Consider the following 19,110-nt stretch of genomic DNA (forward strand, 5'->3'; position numbering starts at 1 on the left):
TTCGACGCCTGGAAGGGGGACACCATGTCGCAGGGTCAAGGACAGGACTGGAACGCCGCTCCACCGCCCCAGCCATACCCCTACCCCTACCCGCAGCAGCCCGGCTTCGACCCGGCCGACCCGCTGGTCAGCAACGACTTCAACGGGTGGTGGCACCGCAGCTTCCGGCTGGTGAAGGCGGCGTGGCGGCCGATGGCGGTGATCCAGCTGATCGTGGCTGTCCCGACGCTGGTGCTGCTGGTCCCGGCCATGCTCGCCTTCCAGGACGAGCAGCGGGTGGCTCAGGAGAGCGTGCAGGCCTCGATCGACGCCGGCACCCAGCCGGACTTCTCCCTGTTCTTCGCCGGGCTGACCGCCCTGGTGCCGGCTGCCCTCGTGGCGGGCCTGTTCTCCATGCTCGGGCAGCTGGCCTGCCAGCAGGTCGTGGTGTTCACCGCCACCGGCCGCACCGGCAGCCTGGTGGGCCCGGCGCTACTGGCCGCGGCGAAACGCCTCCCGGCCCTGATCGGCTGGTACCTGCTGGCCGTCCCGGTGCTGACCGTGGCGCTGGTGCTGTGCTTCTTCCCGGTGCTCTACGTGGGCGCGGCGCTGACCGTCCTGCCGGTGGTGGTCCTGCTGGAACGCGGCAACGGCATCGGCCGCTGCTTCAAGCTCTTCCACGCCAACGTGGGCGTCTCGGTGAGCCGCATCGCGACGATCATGGGCCTGAGCATCGGCGCGGGCCTGCTCCTGACCCTGCTGAACACCCTCGTCGACGTGACCATCGGCGGCAGCTACACCACCCCCAACAGCACCGCCACGGTGATCAACACAGTGGTCCAGGCCGGCTACTACGTGGTGTCCTACCTGGTGCTGGCGGCCCTGCTGGTGACCACGTACGCCGACATGCGCGCCCGCCGCGAGCCGTTCAGCACGGCGAGCCTGCAGCCCGGCCCGGCCTGATCCCGGCGCCCGGTCAGGCCTCTTCCGGGTCGCGCCCCTGAGCGGCCCGGCCCCCGTCGACCGGGAGTACCGCCCCGTTGACGAAGCTCGCCGCCGGGGACAGCAGGAACGCCACCGCGTCCGCGACCTCGCCGGCCCGGCCGAGCCGGCCGACCGGATGCAGCAGCCGGATCTCGCGCGCGAAGTGCTCGGCCCCGGCCGCGTCCAGCCCGGCCACGTGCTCGTCGGAGCGCTCGGTGGCGATCGACCCCAGCGCGACCGCGTTGACCCGGATGCCCCGCGGACCGTAGTCGACGGCCAGCGCCCGGGTCAGCCCCTCGATCGCCGCCTTGGCGGTGGCGTAGGCCAGCGCGCCGCGGACCGGGCGTTGGGCCTGGTGGGACGAGACGTTGACGATCGCGCCGGTGCCCCGCGGCAGGAAGTGCCGGACCGCGGCCGCGCTGCCGACCACCACCGGGTCGAGGTTGCGGCCGATCAGGCTGAGCAACTCGCCCGGTGGCACCTCGTGCAGCCACGCGTCGCGGAACACCGCCGCATTGTTGACCCAGCCGATCAGCGGTCCCGCCGCCCCGGCCACGGCCGCGGCCTGCTCGGCCACGGCCGGATCGGCGGCATCACCGATCACCGGCAGGATGCGTCCGGCGGCCGGGTGGTCACCGACCCAGTCCAGCGTCGCCGGATCGAACTCGAGCACGGCCACGGTGTCGTGCTCGCCGGCCAGCCGCTCGACCACGGCCCGGCCGACCCCGCGTCCACCGCCGGTCACCACGTAGGAAGCCATGCCCCTCAGCTTTCCAGCCGGGCGGCCGCCACGCCGCGCACACCGGCGTCCTCCATCGGGTCGTCGCGCAGGTAGCTCAGCCGCTCGCGGGTTTCGGCATCAAGCACCACGTGCTCGGCGGCCACGCGACGAACATCCTCTTCGCAGTCCCACAACCCTTCGACGAGCGAGCTTTCCGCCACCGCCGGGTCGGCGATCCGGTACGCCCGCAGATAGCTCGCGCGTTCGTAACTGTGCGGGGTCGGCCAGAGCCGGCGCAGGATCGCGGCGACCGGGCCACCGAGCCGCGCGAGACCCGTGACCAACTCGTCGTACCCGCAGAGCTGGTCCGGGGTGTCGTCGAGGCGGGCGACCTCGGCCAGCAGCACCGGCACGTCGGCCTCGTCACCGTGGGCAGCGAGCGTGGAGACGGCCGCTCCGCGCAACGGGCCGCCGGCCTCGGCCCAGCGCCGGGCCGCCGGCACCGCCGTAGCGCCGAGGGGAGCGGTCGCCCGGGCGACCGCGCCACCCAGCCCGGTGACGTCCATGGTGTCCAGTACGTCGAGCAGCTCCGGTTCGCCCGGACGCCGGGCCAGCTCGCGCAGCGCCGACCGGTGCAGTTGCTTGGGTGCGGGATCGCGCAGCACGGCCAGCAGTTCGCCGGTGGACACCGCCGGGAGCGGCGTTCTCCGCGGCGCCGGCGGCTGCCGGTCCGGACCCAGGTCCTCCCACCAGGGTCCGGGCCGGCAGGACACCACGTGCGCGAGCGCCTCCGAACCGCGCTGCCCATGCTTGATGTAGTCGCGGACACCGTCGACTGCTTCCTCGACACCGGCCGCGCCGAGACAGGCCAGCACGCCGAGAGCGACAGTGAACTCCGGCTCGGCGGCATGCAGGCGCGCGACGATCAGCCGGACCGGCATGCCGAGGTCGCGGACCAGCCGGGCCAGGTAGACGTCCCGCGAGTCGACCTGCCGGTCCCAGGCGTACTGCTGCCGCAGGCAGGTCTCCACCAGCACCGGGTCCCGGACCGCGCGGGCGCCCCGGCCGAGGCCCCGCTGCACCTGCCCGGCGACGATGTCCAGGGAGTCGTAGCCGATCACGGCGTCAGCCGCGCCGCCGCCGCGGCACGGACCTCGGGGGCCTCGATGGGATCGTCGCGCAGGTAGACCAGGCGCTCCCGGATCCACGAGGAGAGCTGCACCCGCTGGACGGCCAGCAGGCGAACGTCCCGCTCGCAGTCCCACAACCCTTCCCGCAGACCGCTCTCGGCGCCGTCCGGATCCAGCATGAGGTACGCCCGCAGATAGCTCGCGCGTTCGTAGCTGTGCGGGGTGAACCAGAGCCGGCGCAGCAACTTCGGGACGCCGGCCGTGCCCGGTCCACCGATGCGCGCCAGTCCGTCAACGAGGCGGTTGTAGCCGCAACGGTCGTCGCGGGCATCGAGCCACGCGATGCCGTCGAGGAGCAGCGGCACATCGGACTCATCGCCGTGGGCCGCGGCGAAGAGCAACCTGTTCCAGCGGTCCGGGCCGGCCGTCTCCCGCTCCTGATCGCCCGGTGGGACGGCCGGTTTCTGCGCGGCCGGGCCGTCCACCGGCGGCCGCCGCAGGTCCTCCCAGTGCTCGACGGGCCACTCCCGCGACACCACCTGCAGCACCTCCCGCCCGCGGGAGCCTTCGGCCACGTAGCGGCGCACCTCGTCCACCACGCCGTCCACACCGGCCCGGCCCAGAACTTCGAGAACCTCCAGCGTGTTGGTGAACTCGTTGTTCTCTTCGTCGGTATCCGCGGCGTGCAGCCGGTCGGTGAGAGGCTCGACGCCGAGCCCGAGGTCACGGATCAGCCGGGCCAGGTAGACAGCCCGCTCGTCGATGCTCCACCACCAGCGGAAGTCACTGCGGACGCAGGCGTACACGGTCCCGGCGTCGCGCACCTCGTGAGCGCCCCGGCCGAGGCCGCGCTGCACCTGCCCCGCGATGGTGCGGGACGGTTCATAGAAAGTCATCGCCAGGCAGTGTGCGGCCCGGCCCCGCCTGCCGTCCGCTCAATTTCAGACGATGGCGCTGTACGCGTTCAGCGCCGGCTGGCCGCCGAGGTGGGCGTACAGGACCGTCGCGTCCTTGCCGATCTCGCCGCGGGTGACCAGGTCGATCAGGCCGGCCATCGACTTGCCCTCGTACACCGGGTCGGTGATCATGCCCTCGGTCCGGGCCGCCAGCCGCATCGCTTCCAGGGTCGTCTCGTCCGGGATGCCGTAGATGCCGGCGTGGTAGCGGTCGTCCAGCAGGATCTCGTCGTCGCGCAGCTCGCGGCCCAGCCCGATCAGCTCGGCCGTGTTGCGGGCGATCCGGGCCACCTGGTCCCAGGTCTCGGCCGGCTTGGCCGAGCCGTCGATGCCCAGCACCCGCCGGGGCCGGTCGTCGCCGAGCGCCGCGAAGCCCGCGATCATCCCGGCCTGGGTGCTGCCGGTCACCGAGCAGACCACCACCGTGTCGAAGAAGACCCCGAGCTGGGCCTCCTGGTCGGCCACCTCACGCGCCCAGTTGGCGAAGCCGAGACCGCCGAGCCGGTGGTCCGAGGCGCCGGCCGGGATCGCGTACGGCTTCCCGCCGCGCGCCTCCACCTCCGCGATGGCCTGGTCCCAGCTCTCCTTGAAGCCGATCCCGAAGCCGGCCTTGACCAGCCGCACGTCGGCCCCGGCGAGCCGGCTGAGCAGGATGTTGCCGACCTTGTCGTAGACGCTGTCCGGCCAGTCGACCCAGCTCTCCTGGATCAGCACACACTTCAGCCCCGCGTACGCGGCCACGGCGGCCACCTGCCGGGTGTGGTTGGACTGCACGCCACCGATGGACACCAGCGTGTCGCAACCCTGGGCCAGCGCGTCGGCGACGAGGTATTCGAGCTTGCGGGTCTTGTTGCCGCCGTACGCGATGCCGGAGTTGCAGTCCTCGCGCTTGGCCCAGACGGCGGCGCCGCCGAGGTGCCGGGTGAGCCGGTCCAGGCGGTGCACGGGCGAGGGCCCGAACAGCAACGGGTACCGGTCGAAGTCGTCCAGCGGCATGGCAGCTCCTCAGTCGGGTCCTGCCGATCATCCTGCCAGGTCAGGACGGGTGAACCCGGCGAGTATGCCGGTGTAGTGCTTCGGCGGCGGCGACGCGTATTCGCCTGCCGGTCTCGCCGATCAGCGTGCGGATGGCCGATGTGGGCCCTGACCCTGTTCCGCCACGTTTATCGCCGTGTTGCGTCTGCTCCAGCAGGTACACAGACGTCCGCCGCCTGCGGGTCTGCAGGGCGGCGGACGGAGGGGGACGTGCTCTAGGGGAACTGCATCCGGCGCGGCCGGGGGATCACCGGGGGCGGCAGGGGCAGGTCCGCGAGGTGGCTCCAGTTGAGCGAGCCGTTGTCCGTCGACTTGATCTCACCGAGGCAGGCCCGCAGCAGGCCCAGATTCGGCGCACCGGCGAAGCCGGCGATGACCACCTCGGGGGTCGGGTCGAGCTGCGCGATCGCCGCGCAGATCTTCGACACCTCACGCTCGTCGACGGCGTCGAGCGGCAGGGGTGCCTCCGCCTGGGAGCGGCGCCACGGTGGCCCGAACCGGCGCAGCAGCTCGCGGGCCAGCCGGCCGAAGGAGCGGCCGACCTCGGCGTCCGCCATGGACATCCGCGCCGACTGGCCGTAGCACCACGGCACCACCACGTGGCCGTTGATGACCACGAGCTGGTAGACGGACCTGGGGACGCTGATGATTTCGGCCCCCGGCAGGGTGCCGAGGAAGAGGACCAGTTCCTCGTACGGCAGCGGCCACCGGGGGTTGGCGAGCACTCGTTCCGTGGTCGTCGTCATAGCGGGATGAGCATGGACCTCGCGGTCGATCGCCGTGCTCAAAGCTTCGGGAACTCGGGTCCACAGCTCTGCGGCAACCTTGTCGCCGAACTGCTCGACCACCCACTCACTGGGACCGACGAGAACGTCTGGGCGCATGCGGTACCACCACCGTCCGTGTCGCTGGCGCTACGTCTGGGTAGAACAGTTCCACTCACGGAGATCGACTGGAAGACCAATCATCGCCGATCTCAAAAACATCCATGAATGAAAACCGGCAGGACGGTCAAACCGTTGCGGCGACATTGGAGCAGCAGGTCCGCGACTCGCGAAACGTGCAACTTGCAGGGCGAACCGCCATGCAAGTTGCAGGTCGGCTCGCGAATCAGTCCTGTATCCGACAGTGAACTCCTCCCATATTTCGAGCCGATGACCACCTCGCGAACAGCAACCGACAGTGATCAAGGCTCGCGGTGAGAGATCCTGGCGTGGCTCAGGCCCGGCCCCGCCGGACCCCGACAACGAGCGCGACGACAGCACCGAGCAGAACGAGCAGACCGACCCCACCGATCGCCATGACGGGGAGACCATCGTCCTCTCTGTCGGTTCCGGAGTTCGGCACCGTGGCCGCTCGGCTGGCGGCCGGGCCCGGCGTCACGGCCGCGGCGGCGTCGAGCGCGGCAAGAACGTCGAGCTCGCCGAAACCGTAGGCGTCGTCCCGTCCGGCGGGACCCTTGTCGACGGCAGTCTTCTCGAGGACCTCGACGACCTGGGCGGCGGACAGTTCCGGATGCTCGGCCCGGATCAGCGCCGCCGCTCCGGACACGATCGCGGTCGAGATGCTCGTGCCCTGGACCCGCTCGTACTCCCGGTCCGGATCGCCGTTGGCCACCGCGACGTCCACACCCGGCGCGACGAGGTCGAGCTGTGGTCCCTGATGCGAGAAGGACGCGATCTTCCCCTTGCGGTCCACTGCCCCCACCGCGATCACCTCGGGATAGGCGGCCGGATACTCGCTGTCGCCACCGGCTTCACCGTCGTTGCCCGACCCGGCGACCAGCACCACATCGGCGTCGGCGGCCCGCTTCACCGCCGCGGCCAGTCCCTCGGTTCCGCCGGTGAGAAACGACATGTTGATGACCTTGGCGCCGTGCTCGACGGACCAGTCGATCGCCTTGGCGACCACCAGCGGACTTCCGGCCGGGGAGACCGGCAGGATCTCGGCGGCCGGCGCGACGCCCAGCACTCCGCGGCCCCCGGAGCGTCCCCGAGCCGCGATGATCCCGGCGATCCCGGTCCCGTGCCCCTCCAGATCGTTCCGTCCGTCGCCTTTGCCCAGCACGTTGAAACCGGGCAGGACCGCACCTGCTAGATCCGGGTGTCCATCCCAGACGCCGCTGTCGATGACGGCGACGGTGACTCCCTTGCCCTGAGTCGTCCGGTGGGCCTCCGCGATACGCAGACTCTTCAGATACCACTGCTGATCCCGTTGCTGATCCGCGCGCGCCGGCGTCGGCCACACCACAACGGTGGTCAGCAGAGCGAAAGTCGCGGCCAGCAGCCGCCGTCCCGGAACTGGCATCACTGCCGCCATCCGATGACGCCGGGACCCGGGTCGTGACGGTACTGCCGGCGCGATGGTTCGATCACCGGGGGAACCCCCTGCTCAGTGGCCCACGGGTTGTCGGGATCGAACGCCGGGCCCTGACCGCGTTCTCCACTCCGGCAACGGTTCGCCGGATGCTGCGGCGCGGGCATCATCGACGGCGATGCCTGGCTTGCCCGGCCCGCCGGGGATCCGGCTCCCCGGCCGGCCGGCTGTCCCGTCGCCGGTGGCAGCCAGGATGGCGTCGCGGGCTTGACTGCCCGAGCCCGGCCCTGGACAGGCGCACCGCCCTCGATGACGGACCCCGGCAGACCTCGTTGTCCGGCGCCGACGGAAGACCGACCGCCCGCGCCTCCGATGACCAGACCTGGTGTCGTGATCACGGCGGCGGACCCGGACACCGGCGGCGGTGCGGGTGAGGGCGAGCCGATCGGCGGCGGACTGATCACTCCCGCCAAGGACGGCCCGGACGGGCTCGCAGTGTCGATCGCCTCCCCAGCCCCGGAGCCTGAGGAGGCTGCGCCCGGCAGCGGCGGTGGCGGATCGTGCGGCACCGAGATCCCGCTGGTGACGCCCGCGGAGAGCGGAGTCGCCCGGCTGTCGGAGCCGTCGCCGCCGGGTCGGCCGAGTGGAGCGTCAGCGAACATCCGCGGCTCGAACTCGTAGACATCGGGGGCCACGATGGCGTTCCCCGGGTCGGCCACGATGCTCTCGGCGTTGCGCATCTGCCGGCGGGCCTGCTCATCGATCTCGTCCTCGGCGTTGTCCCACCACCCGGGCACCCAGTCGTCGCTCTTGGCCAGATACGACCGGTACAGGGGCTCGACCTTCACCTTCGCCTGCCGCAACGCTTCGAGCACCTGCGCCAGCGCACCGGCGTTCGCGTCGGCGACCTTCTTGTTCTCGGCCATGTTGAACAGCAGATCGTCGATCAGATCGACGAAGGCCGCAGCGGCTTTGTTCTTCTCCGGCGGCCAAGCCCCCATCAGGGTTTCCTTGGCCAGCTCCAGCCGGCGGCGCTGATCATGCAGCAATCCCGCCAGCGAACCCAGGGCCGAGACCTGCCGCCACGCCTCCGGATCGTCCTCCTTCTCGACCATGGCCCAGATCCGCGGCGTGTTGTAGGCGGACCACGGAGTAACCCCGCTGGGAAGAAAGGTGCCGTCGCTCACGACACCTCCACGTCATATCGGACGTCGCTCGCCGCCTGCGTCCTGCCGGCGGCGATCGACAGCATGCGATTGATGGTGTTGATGCTCCGCTCGGACTGGTCGTCAACGGCGCGGAAGTCCTTCGCCACCTGCTCGGCGGCATCGGCGAGGATCCTCGCCGCCTCGACGAACCGGGTCAGATTGGTCAGCGAGTGGTCGAGCGCCTTGGCGTAGTTCTCCTTGGCCCGCAGCACGGCCTCACTGGCGTTCGTGGTGCCGAAGGTGATGCCCGCGGAGAACGACTGCCGGGACCGCGCCACGTCGACCGGATCGACCCGCTCGGCGTAGAACCGCACGTCACCGGCGAAGTCCGCGAGGCCGGTCGTTTCCACGTGTATCGAGCTGTCGCCCATCGCTGCCTCCCGTGCCGTCCCGGCCGCAGACCCGCCGAGGATATCGACGCCGGCCGACGATCCGTCACCCCGCGCTCACCATCCCCACCCGACAGCAACACGTCCGCGGACCCGATCCGGTTCAGCGGCGGACCTCACTCCTCCCGATACGTCCCCAGCAGACTCTGCCGGCGGCTCTCGTCGGTCGCCCGGTACGACTCCGCGGTCGTGCGCAGGCGCGCGCCGGTGTCGTCCAGCGCGTCGGCCGCCGCTCTCATCCCGTCGACCACGACGTCCTGCAGGGCGCCCAGCATCACCGGGACCATCACGCACAACTTCCCGTACGCGTCGGGCCCCGGCCGGACCGCCGCTCCCGCCCCGGCCGCCGTCGTCACCTGGGCGGCGATCGCCTCCACGTGGCCGGCGTGCACCACCAGGTCCTGGGGGCGTACCCCGAAGTGGTCCGTCATGGCGCCCGCCGGGTGAGCGAGGCGATCACGGCTTTGCCCGTCTCCGAGTCGGCGCCGACCGTCTCGTCGGTGACCACCGTTGCCTTCGCGGTCAGGTCGGCCTGCGCCGCGGCCAGGGTCGCGAGGATCTGCCGGGCGGTCTCGGCCGCCGGCTACCGGCGCACCCCCTCGTCGAGCTCCAGGCCGGTCAGCGCACCGCCGGCACCGACGGTCACCGTGACCAGGCCGTCGTCGCTGCGGGCGGCGCCGCTGAGCTGGGCGAGGCGGCCGGCGAGCTCGCGGGCCTGCGCGGCCCGCTGCTCGAAGCCGGCCTGCCAGTCGTCGACGCGGCGCTCGGCCGCGTCCAGATCCGGTCCCTCGAACATGGACCCCACCGTAGTTCCGGCGCTCTAGTCTCGGCCGGGTGACCACGTCGTCGATCCAGGAGCTGACCGCTCGCGTGCGTGCCTTCGCGGACGAGCGTGACTGGCAGCAGTTCCACACTCCGAAGAACCTGGCCATGGCCCTGACCGGGGAGGTCGGCGAGCTGGTCGCCGAGTTCCAGTGGCTCACGGCCGATCAGTCCGCCGCCGTCATGGCGGACCCCGAGCTCGGTCCCCGGGTACGCGCCGAGATCGGCGACGTCACCATCTATCTCGTCCGGCTCGCCGACGTGCTGGGCATCGACCTGGTGGCCGCCGCCCTGGACAAGCTCGCCGACTCGGCCCGCCGCTACCCCGTCGAGCAGGCCCGCGGCTCAGCAGCCAGAGCCCGCGACGCCGCCCGACCACGCGAGGCCGCCCCACCACGCGACACGGCCAGCTCGCGCGACACGGCCGGCTAGGGAGTCAGGCCGGCGAGGTGGGCCAGCATGGACTGGTTCGCCTCCCAGCCGTCCGGGAACTTCACCGGAACGCCCAGATGGACCGGTTCCGTCGACGGGTGGGCGTCCAGCAGCTCCGCGATCCCCGCCCGGGCCACCACCACGCACGCGTGCCGGTGGCGGGACGTCAGCACGCACAACCGGCCCGACTCCAGGTGGAATGCCGTCGCGTCGCGGCGGCCCGACAGCGGGTGCAGGACCACCGTCAGGTCGTACTCCCGGCCCTGCAGGCGGTTGGCCGTGTCCACCGTGATCTCGCGGGCGTGCGCCGGCAGGAACGACCGGATCGCCGCCACCTGGTCGCGGTGGGCCGCGCCGATGGCGATGCGGTCCGCCGTCAGCGGCGTCTCTCCGGTCTCCGACTGCGCCGTTGCGCCGCGGGCCAGGGCCCGGGCCGCGATCAGGGCGCAGGCCGCCGCCGCCTCGGCGTCCGTGCGGACCGTGAAGCGGGCCGGGAGTTCGTGCAGACCCCAGCCGGTCGCCGCGGCCACGTCGAGGACCCGGTCCACGTCGGTCGACGCCGGTTCGGTGAACGTCAAGCGGCGGTCCGCCGGGCCCGTGCCCGAGCGGAAGCCGGTGAACGGGTAGAACGCGGCCGCGACCACCGGCGCCGCCGAGGCCGGCAGCCGCCAGGACACCGGGAGGCGGTGGACCGGCAGCGTCGGGTTGTGGCGCAACAGGACGGCCACCGCGCTCTGCATGGGATCCCAGCTCAGGCCGGTCCAGCGGTCGACCTCGACCGTCGAGAACGGATCGAGCTGGCCGGGGTCGCCGACGAACAGAGCGCGTTCGAAGCGGGGGGCCACGCGCAGCAGGGCGTCCGAGCGCATCTGGTACGCCTCGTCGACGATCGCCCAGGGCCACGTTCCCTCGGTGACCGTCGCCCACTTCGCCGCTGTGCCGATCGTCACGGGTGGGCCGCCCAGGTCGGGGACCTTCGCGCCGACGCGGCACGACGGGTGGTTGCGGACCCGTTCCGAGGCGGCGTAGTCCACCGCGGAGAGCCGGCCCACCGGCAGCTCGGGATGCTTCGTGCCGAGGCGCTCGATCAGGTCGTCCACCTGCTCGTTGGTCTGCGCCACGATCATCAGGGACGCACCGGTGGCGGCGAGCACGCCGGCCGCGCGTACCACCAGGGTGCTCTTGCCCGCGCCGGGCGGCGAGTCGACCACCACGCCGCGCTGCTCGGAGGTCGCGAGGTCCCGCAGCACGGCGTCGACGACGTGGGCCGCCGCCGCGGCCGGGGACTCCAGGGACATGGTCACCGGGGCACCGTATCCCGTGACGCCGCAGCCGGGATCTTCCCCCGAGGTGCGGAATTCTCTCCACATTGTCACTCGTCGGATATCTGACGCTACTTTGAGTGAATGACCGATGGGGTATACCGTCCGATCCTGCGGCCCCGGCGCGGTGAACTCGCCGCCCTGCACCACCTGGACGCCGCCACCGCCGCGCGCGTCATGCCGATCATCGAGCTGTCCCCCGGCGATCGCCTGCCGCAGCTCGTCCGGCAGATGCCACCACGCACCGGCGCCCTGGCCGTCGACCTGAGCGCGATCGACGAGCCCGAGGACCCCCTCGACTCACCACCACTGGAGCTCGCCGAGGACCTGGCCGAGGTCGGTGTGGCCATGCTGCCGGTGCTGCGCGCGTACGACAGCCGTCGCCGGCTGGTGGAGCACGGCCTGGCCGCCCGCATGCACCTCGGGCGGGCCGTGCTGCGGCTGCAGCCGCACCGCGACGCCCGCAATCCCGCCACCGCGACCGCGACCGCCGACCGGCTGCTCGCCGGGGCCGGCCTCGAGGCCGAGCGGGTCGACCTGGTCATCGACCTGGCCGAGACGGCCTGCGCCGCACACGCCGACCGGTTCGAGGAGCGGGCCCGGCACGTGCTGCGCTGGGCGCGGTCGTCGCCGTGGCGGTCGGTCACCGTCGCCGCCGGCGCGATGCCGCCCAACCTGGACGATCTGCCCACCGACGAGGCGGTCCCGGTCGGGCGCCTCGACGCCCAGGTGTGGGCCCGGCTGTCGGAGCCGGGCATCGGCTATGCCGACTACGGCGTGACCTCACCGGTACGGCGTCTCGGCGTCAACCACCGCCAACTGCCCACCCTGCGCTACACCGCCGAAAGCGACTGGTGGATCTACCGGTGGGCCCGGCGCGGCGCCCGCAGCGACGACCGCTGCCACGACCTGTGCCGGACCCTGGTCGGCTCGGCGCAGTGGCCGGCCGCCGGGGCCCGCTTCTCGTGGGGCGACGCGCAGATAGCCCGCCAGGCCCGCAGCGCCCGCGGCGGCGGCAGCTCGGCCAACTGGATCGCCTGGAGCACGTCCCACCACATCGCCCACGTCCTGCGCGCCCTCCCTCAGCAAAGCGGCTAGCGGACCTGCCAGGTCGCGATGACGTCGATCGTCGGCCACACGAAGACGATGTCGCCCTTGGTGTTCGGCACGTCGAAGACGATGGTCGTCTTGTAGGTGCGGCCCGCGACGAGCCGGCGTACGAACGCGCCGTAGTTCTTCTCGCAGTTGCTGCCGTACGCCGAGTTCAGCCAGGTGCCGTCGCGCTGCTGGAAGCGGAACGCGTAGTCGGTCACGTCCGGCTCACCGGCGAGCACCTTCACCCGCAGCTCGGTGGGCAGGTAGCCGCCGTTCTCCGGCTTGCGCGCGTACGCGTCGCAGCCGGTCTTGCGGAACTTGCCGGCACGGACCGTGACCTCGAACTTCACCCCGCGCTCGCCCTCGACGACGAACTTCTCGCCGGCGCCCAGCCGCTGCGGTCCGATGCGTTCCAGCAGCGGCCCGGACGGCTCGATCAGCCCCGGCGCGGTCACCCGCCCGGAGGCACGGGGAACCGGCGACGCCGCGTTGATCTCGGTCGCGGCCCGGTCGTAGATGCCGGCCGCCAGGTAGACCACGGCGGCGGTGCCGGCCAGCAGCAACACCACACCGACGGCGAAGTAGGCAGTGACGAGCCGCCGGGACAGCGCCCCACGCTTGCGCGGGCGCCCGATCACGACCGGCTTCATCTGCGCCGGCACGGTGTCGTCAGCCGGTGGCGGCGGCTGCTCGACCGGCGCCATCTCCGCGGGCGCGGGCTCGGCGGGCGGCTCCTTCGTCACGGCGGTGGATCTCCTCGAACGGTGGTGAGTGGTGCGAGCGCAGCATAGAGGCAGTGGCAGACTGCCGCAGTACCGGCTTTCTTCGTACACTTGTGCCAATGTTGCTCGACGCCGCTCTCGCGTACGCCCGGCACGGCATCCCCGTCCTGCCGGTGCACTCGCCTGCGGCGGACGGGTCCTGCTCCTGCGAGCGGCCCGGTTGCGAGCGGCCGGGCAAGCATCCGCGGCTGCGTCACGGCCTGACCGATGCCAGCCTCGATCCGCGCCGGATCGAGATGTGGTGGACGCGCTGGCCGGCGGCCAACGTCGGGCTGCGCACCGGCGTTGTGATGGACGTCGCCGACGTGGACTCGCCGGGCGGCTGGCACGGCCTGCGTCATCTGCTCGGCGACGAGCTGCCGGCGGGGCCCCAGGTCCGCACGGGCGGCGGCGGCTGGCACTTCTGGTTCCGGCCGCTGGGGTACGGCAACCGCGTCCACCTGCTGCCCGGCGTCGACTGGCGCGGCGCGGGCGGGTACGTGGTCGCACCCCCGTCCCGGCACGCCGACCGCACCACCTACTACTGGGTCACCGGCCCGGGCGCGGAGCCGCCGGAGGCCCCGCCCGCCCTGCGCGAGCTGGTCGCCGGCCCCGAGCCACCGTTGCGGCGCGGCGGTGCCGGCCGGGAGCGCATCGCCCACCCGGATCGTTACGCATCCGTGGCGCTGGCGGCCGAGGCCGACCGGGTGGCCCGCGCCCCGGTCGGCACCCGCAACGACACCCTCAACCGGGCGGCGTTCGCGCTGGGCCGGCTGGTCGGCGCGGGCCTGCTGGAGCCGGCTCTGGTGACCGAGGAGTTGTCCGCGGCGGCCCGCTGGGCCGGGCTCGGCCGGACGGAGACGATCCGCACGATCCGCTCGGGCCTGAGCGCCGGCCGGCGTCAGCCCCTCGACCCGGGACGGCGCAACGTGGCGTGATCAAGCGGTGACGGCGCCGCCCTGGCAACGCGGCCGGTGCCGGGTAGCCTGGCTTGTCGGATCGCCGGCGGGCGACAGTTGGAGGACGCATGGCCGAGGACGTGGAGGCTGCCCCGGCACCTGCGGGCGGTCTGGCCGATCCCGCGCGCCTGCGGTCCCTGCAGCGCGTCTGTGTCGGCGCCGAGCCCGACCAGGCTTTCGACCGTTTCGCGAGCCTGGTCAAGCGACTGCTCGACGTTCCGGTGGCGCTCGTCTCGCTGGTCGACGATCAGCGCCAGTTCTTCCCCGGCCAGGTCGGACTGGCCGAGCCGTGGCTCACCAAGCGGGAGACCCCGCTGACCCACTCGTTCTGTCAGCACGTGGTCATCGAGGGTGAGGCCAAGGTGTTCCCGGACGCGCGGATCTACGCGCAGGTCCGCGACAACCTGGCCATCCCGGACCTGGGCGTGGTCGCCTATGCGGGCATGCCGCTGACCGACGCGGACGGCCGCACCCTGGGCTCGCTCTGCGCGATCGACACCAAGCCGCGGGCCTGGACCAGGGCGGAGCTGGAGATCCTGCGCGACCTGTCCGAGGCCTGCTCCTCGGAGCTGCGGCTGCGCATCTCCCGGGAGCTCGCCGATGAGGCCCGCCGGCACGCCGAGACCGCGCACGACCAGCTCGCGATGCTGGCCGAGCTGACCGAGACGCTCGCCACGACCACCGACATCGACGAGGCGCTGGGCTCGCTGGGCACGGCGCTGACCCCGCGGCTCGCCGACTGGTGCCTCATCTCGCTGATCGGCCCGGACGGCATGCCCCGGCAGGTCTCCACCGCCCACCGCGATCCGGAGCGCGCGGCCGACGTGGTCCGGTTCGCCGAGCTGATGGCCACCGGCCTGAACGCCAAGTCCATCGTGCTGGCGGTCCAGGGCACCGGCCGGCCGATCCGCCGCGACGGCGAGAGCGCGTCGAACATCCTGGAGCGCACCACCGACACCGAGCTGGCGACCATCGCGGAACGGCTGGGTTACGCCTCCTTCCTGGTCGTGCCGATCACCGAGCCGGTGAGCCACCGCGTGCTGGGCACGATCACGCTGGTCAACGGGCCGTCCCGGGCGGCGTTCAGCGACGCCGACGAGCGCACCGGCACGGACATCGGCCGCCGGGCCGGGCTGGCCATCGACAACAGCCGGCTCTACCGCCAGCAGCGGCACGTCGCCGAGGTGCTGCAGCAGAGCATGCTCACCGAGCTGCCCACGATCGACGGCATCGAGCTGCACGCCCGTTACCTGCCGGCCCAGGACGGCGCGGCGGTCGGCGGCGACTGGTACGACGCCTTCGCCCAGCCGGACGGCTCGGTGATGCTGGCGGTCGGCGACGTCTCCGGCCACGACATCGAGGCCGCCGCCACCATGGGCCAGCTGCGCAATCTGGTCCGCGGCGACGCGTTCGGCCGCGACGACGAGGCCGGGCCGCTGCTCAGCCAGCTCGACAAGGCGCTGCGTGGGCTGCGGGTCCCGGCGGCCGCAACGGTCGTGCTGGCCCGGCTGCGCCGCGAGAACGAGATCTACACGCTGTCGTACTCCAACGCCGGTCACCCGCCGCCGTTGCTGCTGCTCCCGGACGGCACGGTCGAGGTGTGGTGGACCACGCCGGAGCCGCTGCTGGGCCTCGTCTCGCGTCACGAGCGCGCGACCCACCAGCGCACGGTTCCGCCCGGCGCCACTCTGGTGCTCTACACCGACGGGCTGGTGGAGACGCCGGGCCGGCTGCTCGACGACGGCATCGCCCTGGTCGAGCGGGCGCTGCGGGACAACGCGGGCCTGCAGGGCGAGGAGCTGTGCACGCGGCTGATCGAGGCGGCCAGCCGCGGCGCCGACGACATCGCCCTACTGCTGATCCGCCTGCTCTGAGCCGGCTTCGGAGGGCTCGAAAGCAACGGGCGGGCCGCCGTGGGTCCAGGGCGTCCGGTCCGGCTCCGGGAAGGCGCCGCCCGGCCGGTACGCCTCGCTCAGCGTGGTCAGCAGCAGCCGTTCGCCCACCTCGGGCACGCTGCCGGGTTCGGCCACCAGCTTGCGGCCCATGCCGCCGGAGAGCTCCAGCAGCACCTCGGTCTTCTCGTCGACCGCCGTCACCGAGATCACCAGCGCCTTCTGGCCGGGCCGCTGCGGCGAGGACAGGGTGGCGCCCGGCTCGACCCGGACCGTCTCGGTGGTCACCACCATGATCCGCGGGCGCAGCACCGGGCGCTTGCCGCTGTCGTCGATCCGGTCGGCCTTGGCCAGGGTCACGTCGCCGACGAAGGCCGCGCCGGTGAGCCGGTACTCGGCCATCACCAGCGGGTCGTCGAAAGCGCGCTGGACCGCGTACCGGGTGGCCGCGTTCTCCAGGCGGTGCAGGCGGGCGGCGGCGGCCACCGCACCGTCGCGGCGGGGCTGCGGCGGGCCCCCCTCGGCGAGGTGCTGCACGAAGCCGGAGTAGGTGTCGCGGTCGCTGTCCCACCGGCCGGCCACCCGGGCGCCCGGCGGCAGCTCCCGCAGCAGGTCGAGGGTGCGCCACATCAGCTCCCAGGTCGGCAGCAACTGCGCGTGCAGCACCTCGGTGAGCGCGGCGACGTCCGGGTCGGCCGTGGACATCAGCGGCGCCAGCACGTGGTTGTCGAACACCGGGTCGGTGGCCGGTCCGGCCGGCGGGAACAGCTGCGGGTCCTCGGCCATCAGCGCCGCCTCGGCGCCGGTGCGGCCCGGCGGTGGGGAGATCCAGCCGAGCAGGGCGGCGAGCTGGGCGTCCTCCGCGCTGCTCTGCCCGCTCGCCCAGTGCAGACCCAGCGCCTGTACGGCGTTGAGCAGCAAGGACGACCCGGCCACCTCAGCGGCGTTGGCGAAGAACGTCAGCCAGCGCCCGAGCAGCGGCACCGACGGCGGCACCGCGTACTCGCCCTCGGTGCTGCGGAAACGCGTCGAGCGGCCGAACAGGCGCAGGAAGTCGACGCCGCCGGTGTTGGGCACCCACAGCTGCGGTGCGTCGGTGAACCTGTGCCGCACGTCGCGGCCCCGGTCCACCGCGACCGCCTCGGTCTCGGCGGTGAAGCTGTCCACGTAGGGCACGAGGAGCTCGGCCAGCTCGGCGGCGAAGGCGAAGCGGTGGCTGCGGTTGCGGGGCTGGGCGACCACCAGCAGCCGGGGCGCCGAGCGGTCGGTGCCGGCCATCGCCGCCAGCGGGGCGTTGGCCTCACCGGCCATGGCGAGCGGGATGAGCACCAGGGGCCGGGGGTGGACGTGCAGGTGGCGGACGGTGGCGATGGGCTGGGCCCGGCCTGCGACGACGGCCTGCGCCCGGGCGAGGGCGGTGAGCGTACTCATAGGATCTCGGCCCGCAGCCGGGCCGCGGCCTGCAGCAGCGCCGCGGCTTCGGCCTGCTCCTCGCTCGGCGTGGCGGTGCCCGCGGCCAGGGCGAGCGCCTCGGCCACCGTGTCGACCCCGCCCAGCGCGTCGCGGACCGGCCGGCCCAGTGCGGCGGTGCTGCCGGCGGCCTCGTGCCGGCAGTAGACCGCCAGCTCGCAGGTCGACAGGCATTCGGGGGCGTAGCGGGCTTCGACGTGGGCGAGCGCGGCGATCAGGTCCGCGGGCGGCAGCGCCACGTCGAAGCTGACCTGCTCCGGCAGCTCGGCGGCCAGCGACGACACCGAGGCCAGGCGGGTCAGCTGGCGTTCGAGGGTGGAGAGCTGCTTGCGCACGTCGAGGACCACCGCGACCGGCTGCAGCGAGAAGTTCTCGGTGCAGACCAGCACGACGTCGTGGCTGACCAGCGCGGGATCGTGGCCCAGCTCGGCCAGCAGCCGGCGCAGTGCCAGTGCGTAGACGGCCGCCTGCACGGCCGCGGCGGACACCTTGGCGCTGTCGGCCTGGCCGTCCACGATCGCGAACGACTTGATCTCGACGACGTGCAGGCGGCCCTCGGCCTGGAACGCGATCAGGTCCGGCTCGAGGAAGACCCGCTGGCCGGCGACGTCGAGGGTGAGCAGCGGGTGGTCGATGAGGGCGGCACCGGCCGCCTCCGCGAGCAGCTCCCGGGTCCGCCCGTGCCGGGCCGCCAGGGTGTCGTCGGCGTCCTCGCCGAGATCGTCGTACGCGCCGGAGACGTCCAGCCGCAGGCACCCGGCGAGCACCTCCCGCAGCAGTGCGCAGTCGTCCGCCTTGAGCATCGCCTCGAAGCCGTTGCCCCGGGCCAGCGCGAACCGGGACTGCCCGAAGCTGCCCGGGAAGCCGATCCGCTGGGCCAGCCTGGGCTTGTCGACGCCGGCCGCGTCCAGCACGGCGCGGCGGGTACAGCCGGGATTGCCGGTCAGCGCGGCGATCGTCCGGGCGTTGTGCCGCTTCGGCGGGGTGCCGCCGCGCAGCCGGTCGAGTCCCGCGGTCACGCGCGGCCCCGCTGCTGCGGCACCCGCGGCAGGCCGAAGAGCCGCTGCTGCTCGTCGAGGCCCTCCCAGCGCTGGACCGTCTCCGCCGGCAGGGGTGCGACCGGGACGGCGGCCAGGGCCGAGCGGGCCGCGTCGGCCAGGGCGGTGGGGTGCTGTACCGAGTACGCCTCCGGGCCGCCGGGCACCTCGTCGGCCAGGCGGCGCAGCAGCGCGGCGGCGGCTGCTCCGGCGGTCTCGCGCATAGCGACGAACTCCGCGATCCGGACGATCGCCGCGAGCAGGTCGGCCCGCGGGGTGACGATCCGGCCCTTGAGCGGCCAGGTGGAGAGCGTGAGGAGGCCGCCGGCGGCCGTCAGGTCGCTCAGCAGGGCCGGACAGATGCGGTACGCGGACGAGTCGCCACCCGGTCGCCCGCGCTCCTCCTCGCGCAGCAGCGCCACCAGGGCAGGCATGGTGAGATCGCCGTCGAACAGCGCGCCGTGCACGTCGACGAGGAGCCGGGACGGTGCCGGTGCGCCGATCAGCAGCAGGGCACGACGGGCCTGCTCGCGGGTGCTCGGCAGCGTGATCGAGCGGGTCATGGGGCCGCTTCCGTCGGGGGGAACTGGCGGATCGACTCT

The 19,110-nt window shown here is 72.8% G+C and carries 20 protein-coding genes; 5 read left to right on the plus strand and 15 right to left on the minus strand.

All coding sequences use genetic code 11. The annotated features are described in order from the left end of the window. Positions 1-24 precede the first annotated feature (24 nt). A complete protein-coding gene (locus tag Aau02nite_RS32860) occupies positions 25-942 on the plus strand; it encodes a hypothetical protein (RefSeq protein WP_212992493.1) in 918 nt (305 codons plus the stop codon). A 13-nt stretch (positions 943-955) separates the two neighbouring features. Here the strand turns inward: Aau02nite_RS32860 and Aau02nite_RS32865 are convergent, their stop codons facing one another. The 10 genes from Aau02nite_RS32865 to Aau02nite_RS32910 form a co-directional block, all read right to left on the minus strand. Next, on the minus strand, positions 956-1,723 hold the full coding sequence (locus Aau02nite_RS32865) for an SDR family NAD(P)-dependent oxidoreductase (RefSeq protein ID WP_212992494.1): 768 nt from the start codon (positions 1,721-1,723) through the stop codon (positions 956-958). 5 nt (positions 1,724-1,728) lie between these two features. Continuing rightward, complete coding sequence (locus Aau02nite_RS32870; RefSeq protein WP_212992495.1) at positions 1,729-2,805, minus strand: hypothetical protein; 1,077 nt, start codon at positions 2,803-2,805, stop codon at positions 1,729-1,731. Continuing rightward, positions 2,802-3,710, minus strand: coding sequence for a hypothetical protein (locus Aau02nite_RS32875; protein ID WP_212992496.1), 909 nt, complete (start codon positions 3,708-3,710; stop codon positions 2,802-2,804). Before Aau02nite_RS32875 ends, Aau02nite_RS32870 begins: the two co-directional genes overlap by 4 nt. A gap of 45 nt (positions 3,711-3,755) precedes the next feature. Then, positions 3,756-4,766, minus strand: a complete 1,011-nt coding sequence (locus Aau02nite_RS32880; RefSeq protein WP_212992497.1) for a 1-aminocyclopropane-1-carboxylate deaminase — start codon at positions 4,764-4,766, stop codon at positions 3,756-3,758. Positions 4,767-5,020: 254 nt separating this feature from the next. Then, positions 5,021-5,689 carry a hypothetical protein gene (locus tag Aau02nite_RS32885; RefSeq protein WP_212992498.1) on the minus strand — a complete coding sequence of 223 codons (669 nt, stop codon included), beginning with the start codon at positions 5,687-5,689 and terminating at the stop codon, positions 5,021-5,023. A 334-nt stretch (positions 5,690-6,023) separates the two neighbouring features. Beyond that, a complete protein-coding gene (locus tag Aau02nite_RS32890; RefSeq protein WP_212992499.1) occupies positions 6,024-7,112 on the minus strand; it encodes a S8 family serine peptidase in 1,089 nt (362 codons plus the stop codon). Continuing rightward, the gene (locus Aau02nite_RS32895; protein ID WP_212992500.1) at positions 7,112-8,308 is read right to left on the minus strand and encodes a hypothetical protein; all 1,197 of its coding nucleotides are present in this window, start codon (positions 8,306-8,308) and stop codon (positions 7,112-7,114) included. Before Aau02nite_RS32895 ends, Aau02nite_RS32890 begins: the two co-directional genes overlap by 1 nt. Beyond that, positions 8,305-8,700, minus strand: coding sequence for a hypothetical protein (locus Aau02nite_RS32900; RefSeq protein WP_212992501.1), 396 nt, complete (start codon positions 8,698-8,700; stop codon positions 8,305-8,307). The genes Aau02nite_RS32895 and Aau02nite_RS32900 overlap by 4 nt, the downstream gene beginning before the upstream one ends. 134 nt (positions 8,701-8,834) lie before the next feature. After that, the gene (locus Aau02nite_RS32905) at positions 8,835-9,149 is read right to left on the minus strand and encodes a type VII secretion target (RefSeq protein ID WP_212992502.1); all 315 of its coding nucleotides are present in this window, start codon (positions 9,147-9,149) and stop codon (positions 8,835-8,837) included. A gap of 152 nt (positions 9,150-9,301) precedes the next feature. Then, positions 9,302-9,514 carry a YbaB/EbfC family nucleoid-associated protein gene (locus Aau02nite_RS32910; protein ID WP_212992503.1) on the minus strand — a complete coding sequence of 71 codons (213 nt, stop codon included), beginning with the start codon at positions 9,512-9,514 and terminating at the stop codon, positions 9,302-9,304. Between the two features lie 38 nt (positions 9,515-9,552). On the opposite strand from Aau02nite_RS32910, the gene Aau02nite_RS32915 reads away from it, so the two are divergent. Beyond that, entirely contained in the window at positions 9,553-9,972 is a 420-nt protein-coding gene (locus tag Aau02nite_RS32915; RefSeq protein WP_307857969.1) for a nucleotide pyrophosphohydrolase, read from the plus strand. On the opposite strand, the gene Aau02nite_RS32920 is transcribed toward Aau02nite_RS32915, so the two are convergent. After that, a complete protein-coding gene (locus tag Aau02nite_RS32920; RefSeq protein ID WP_212992547.1) occupies positions 9,969-11,270 on the minus strand; it encodes an AAA family ATPase in 1,302 nt (433 codons plus the stop codon). The two genes, Aau02nite_RS32915 and Aau02nite_RS32920, sit on opposite strands and share 4 nt — an antisense overlap. Before the next feature lie 108 nt (positions 11,271-11,378). Here Aau02nite_RS32920 and Aau02nite_RS32925 point away from each other — a divergent pair, with 108 nt between their 5' ends. Continuing rightward, positions 11,379-12,392: a beta family protein gene (locus tag Aau02nite_RS32925; protein WP_212992504.1), complete on the plus strand. Its 1,014-nt coding sequence runs from the start codon at positions 11,379-11,381 to the stop codon at positions 12,390-12,392. Here the strand turns inward: Aau02nite_RS32925 and Aau02nite_RS32930 are convergent. Continuing rightward, positions 12,389-13,132, minus strand: coding sequence for a hypothetical protein (locus tag Aau02nite_RS32930; RefSeq protein WP_212992505.1), 744 nt, complete (start codon positions 13,130-13,132; stop codon positions 12,389-12,391). The genes Aau02nite_RS32925 and Aau02nite_RS32930 overlap by 4 nt on opposite strands. Positions 13,133-13,230: 98 nt before the next feature. Here Aau02nite_RS32930 and Aau02nite_RS32935 point away from each other — a divergent pair, with 98 nt between their 5' ends. Both Aau02nite_RS32935 and Aau02nite_RS32940 read left to right on the plus strand, forming a co-directional pair. Continuing rightward, on the plus strand, positions 13,231-14,088 hold the full coding sequence (locus tag Aau02nite_RS32935; protein WP_212992506.1) for a bifunctional DNA primase/polymerase: 858 nt from the start codon (positions 13,231-13,233) through the stop codon (positions 14,086-14,088). A gap of 89 nt (positions 14,089-14,177) precedes the next feature. Next, complete coding sequence (locus Aau02nite_RS32940) at positions 14,178-15,983, plus strand: SpoIIE family protein phosphatase (RefSeq protein WP_212992507.1); 1,806 nt, start codon at positions 14,178-14,180, stop codon at positions 15,981-15,983. Here the strand turns inward: Aau02nite_RS32940 and Aau02nite_RS32945 are convergent. The 3 genes from Aau02nite_RS32945 to Aau02nite_RS32955 are packed head-to-tail and all read right to left on the minus strand — an operon-like array spanning position 15,960 to position 19,071. Continuing rightward, complete coding sequence (locus Aau02nite_RS32945) at positions 15,960-17,432, minus strand: hypothetical protein (RefSeq protein ID WP_212992508.1); 1,473 nt, start codon at positions 17,430-17,432, stop codon at positions 15,960-15,962. The genes Aau02nite_RS32940 and Aau02nite_RS32945 overlap by 24 nt on opposite strands. Next, positions 17,429-18,490 (minus strand): hypothetical protein, encoded by a 1,062-nt coding sequence (locus tag Aau02nite_RS32950; protein ID WP_212992509.1) that lies wholly within the window; start codon positions 18,488-18,490, stop codon positions 17,429-17,431. The genes Aau02nite_RS32945 and Aau02nite_RS32950 overlap by 4 nt, the downstream gene beginning before the upstream one ends. After that, positions 18,487-19,071, minus strand: coding sequence for a hypothetical protein (locus Aau02nite_RS32955; protein ID WP_212992510.1), 585 nt, complete (start codon positions 19,069-19,071; stop codon positions 18,487-18,489). Before Aau02nite_RS32955 ends, Aau02nite_RS32950 begins: the two co-directional genes overlap by 4 nt. Positions 19,072-19,110 lie beyond the last annotated feature (39 nt).

It is taken from the genome of Actinoplanes auranticolor (genome assembly GCF_018332655.1).
In the GTDB taxonomy this organism is placed as follows: Bacteria; Actinomycetota; Actinomycetes; order Mycobacteriales; family Micromonosporaceae; genus Actinoplanes; species Actinoplanes auranticolor.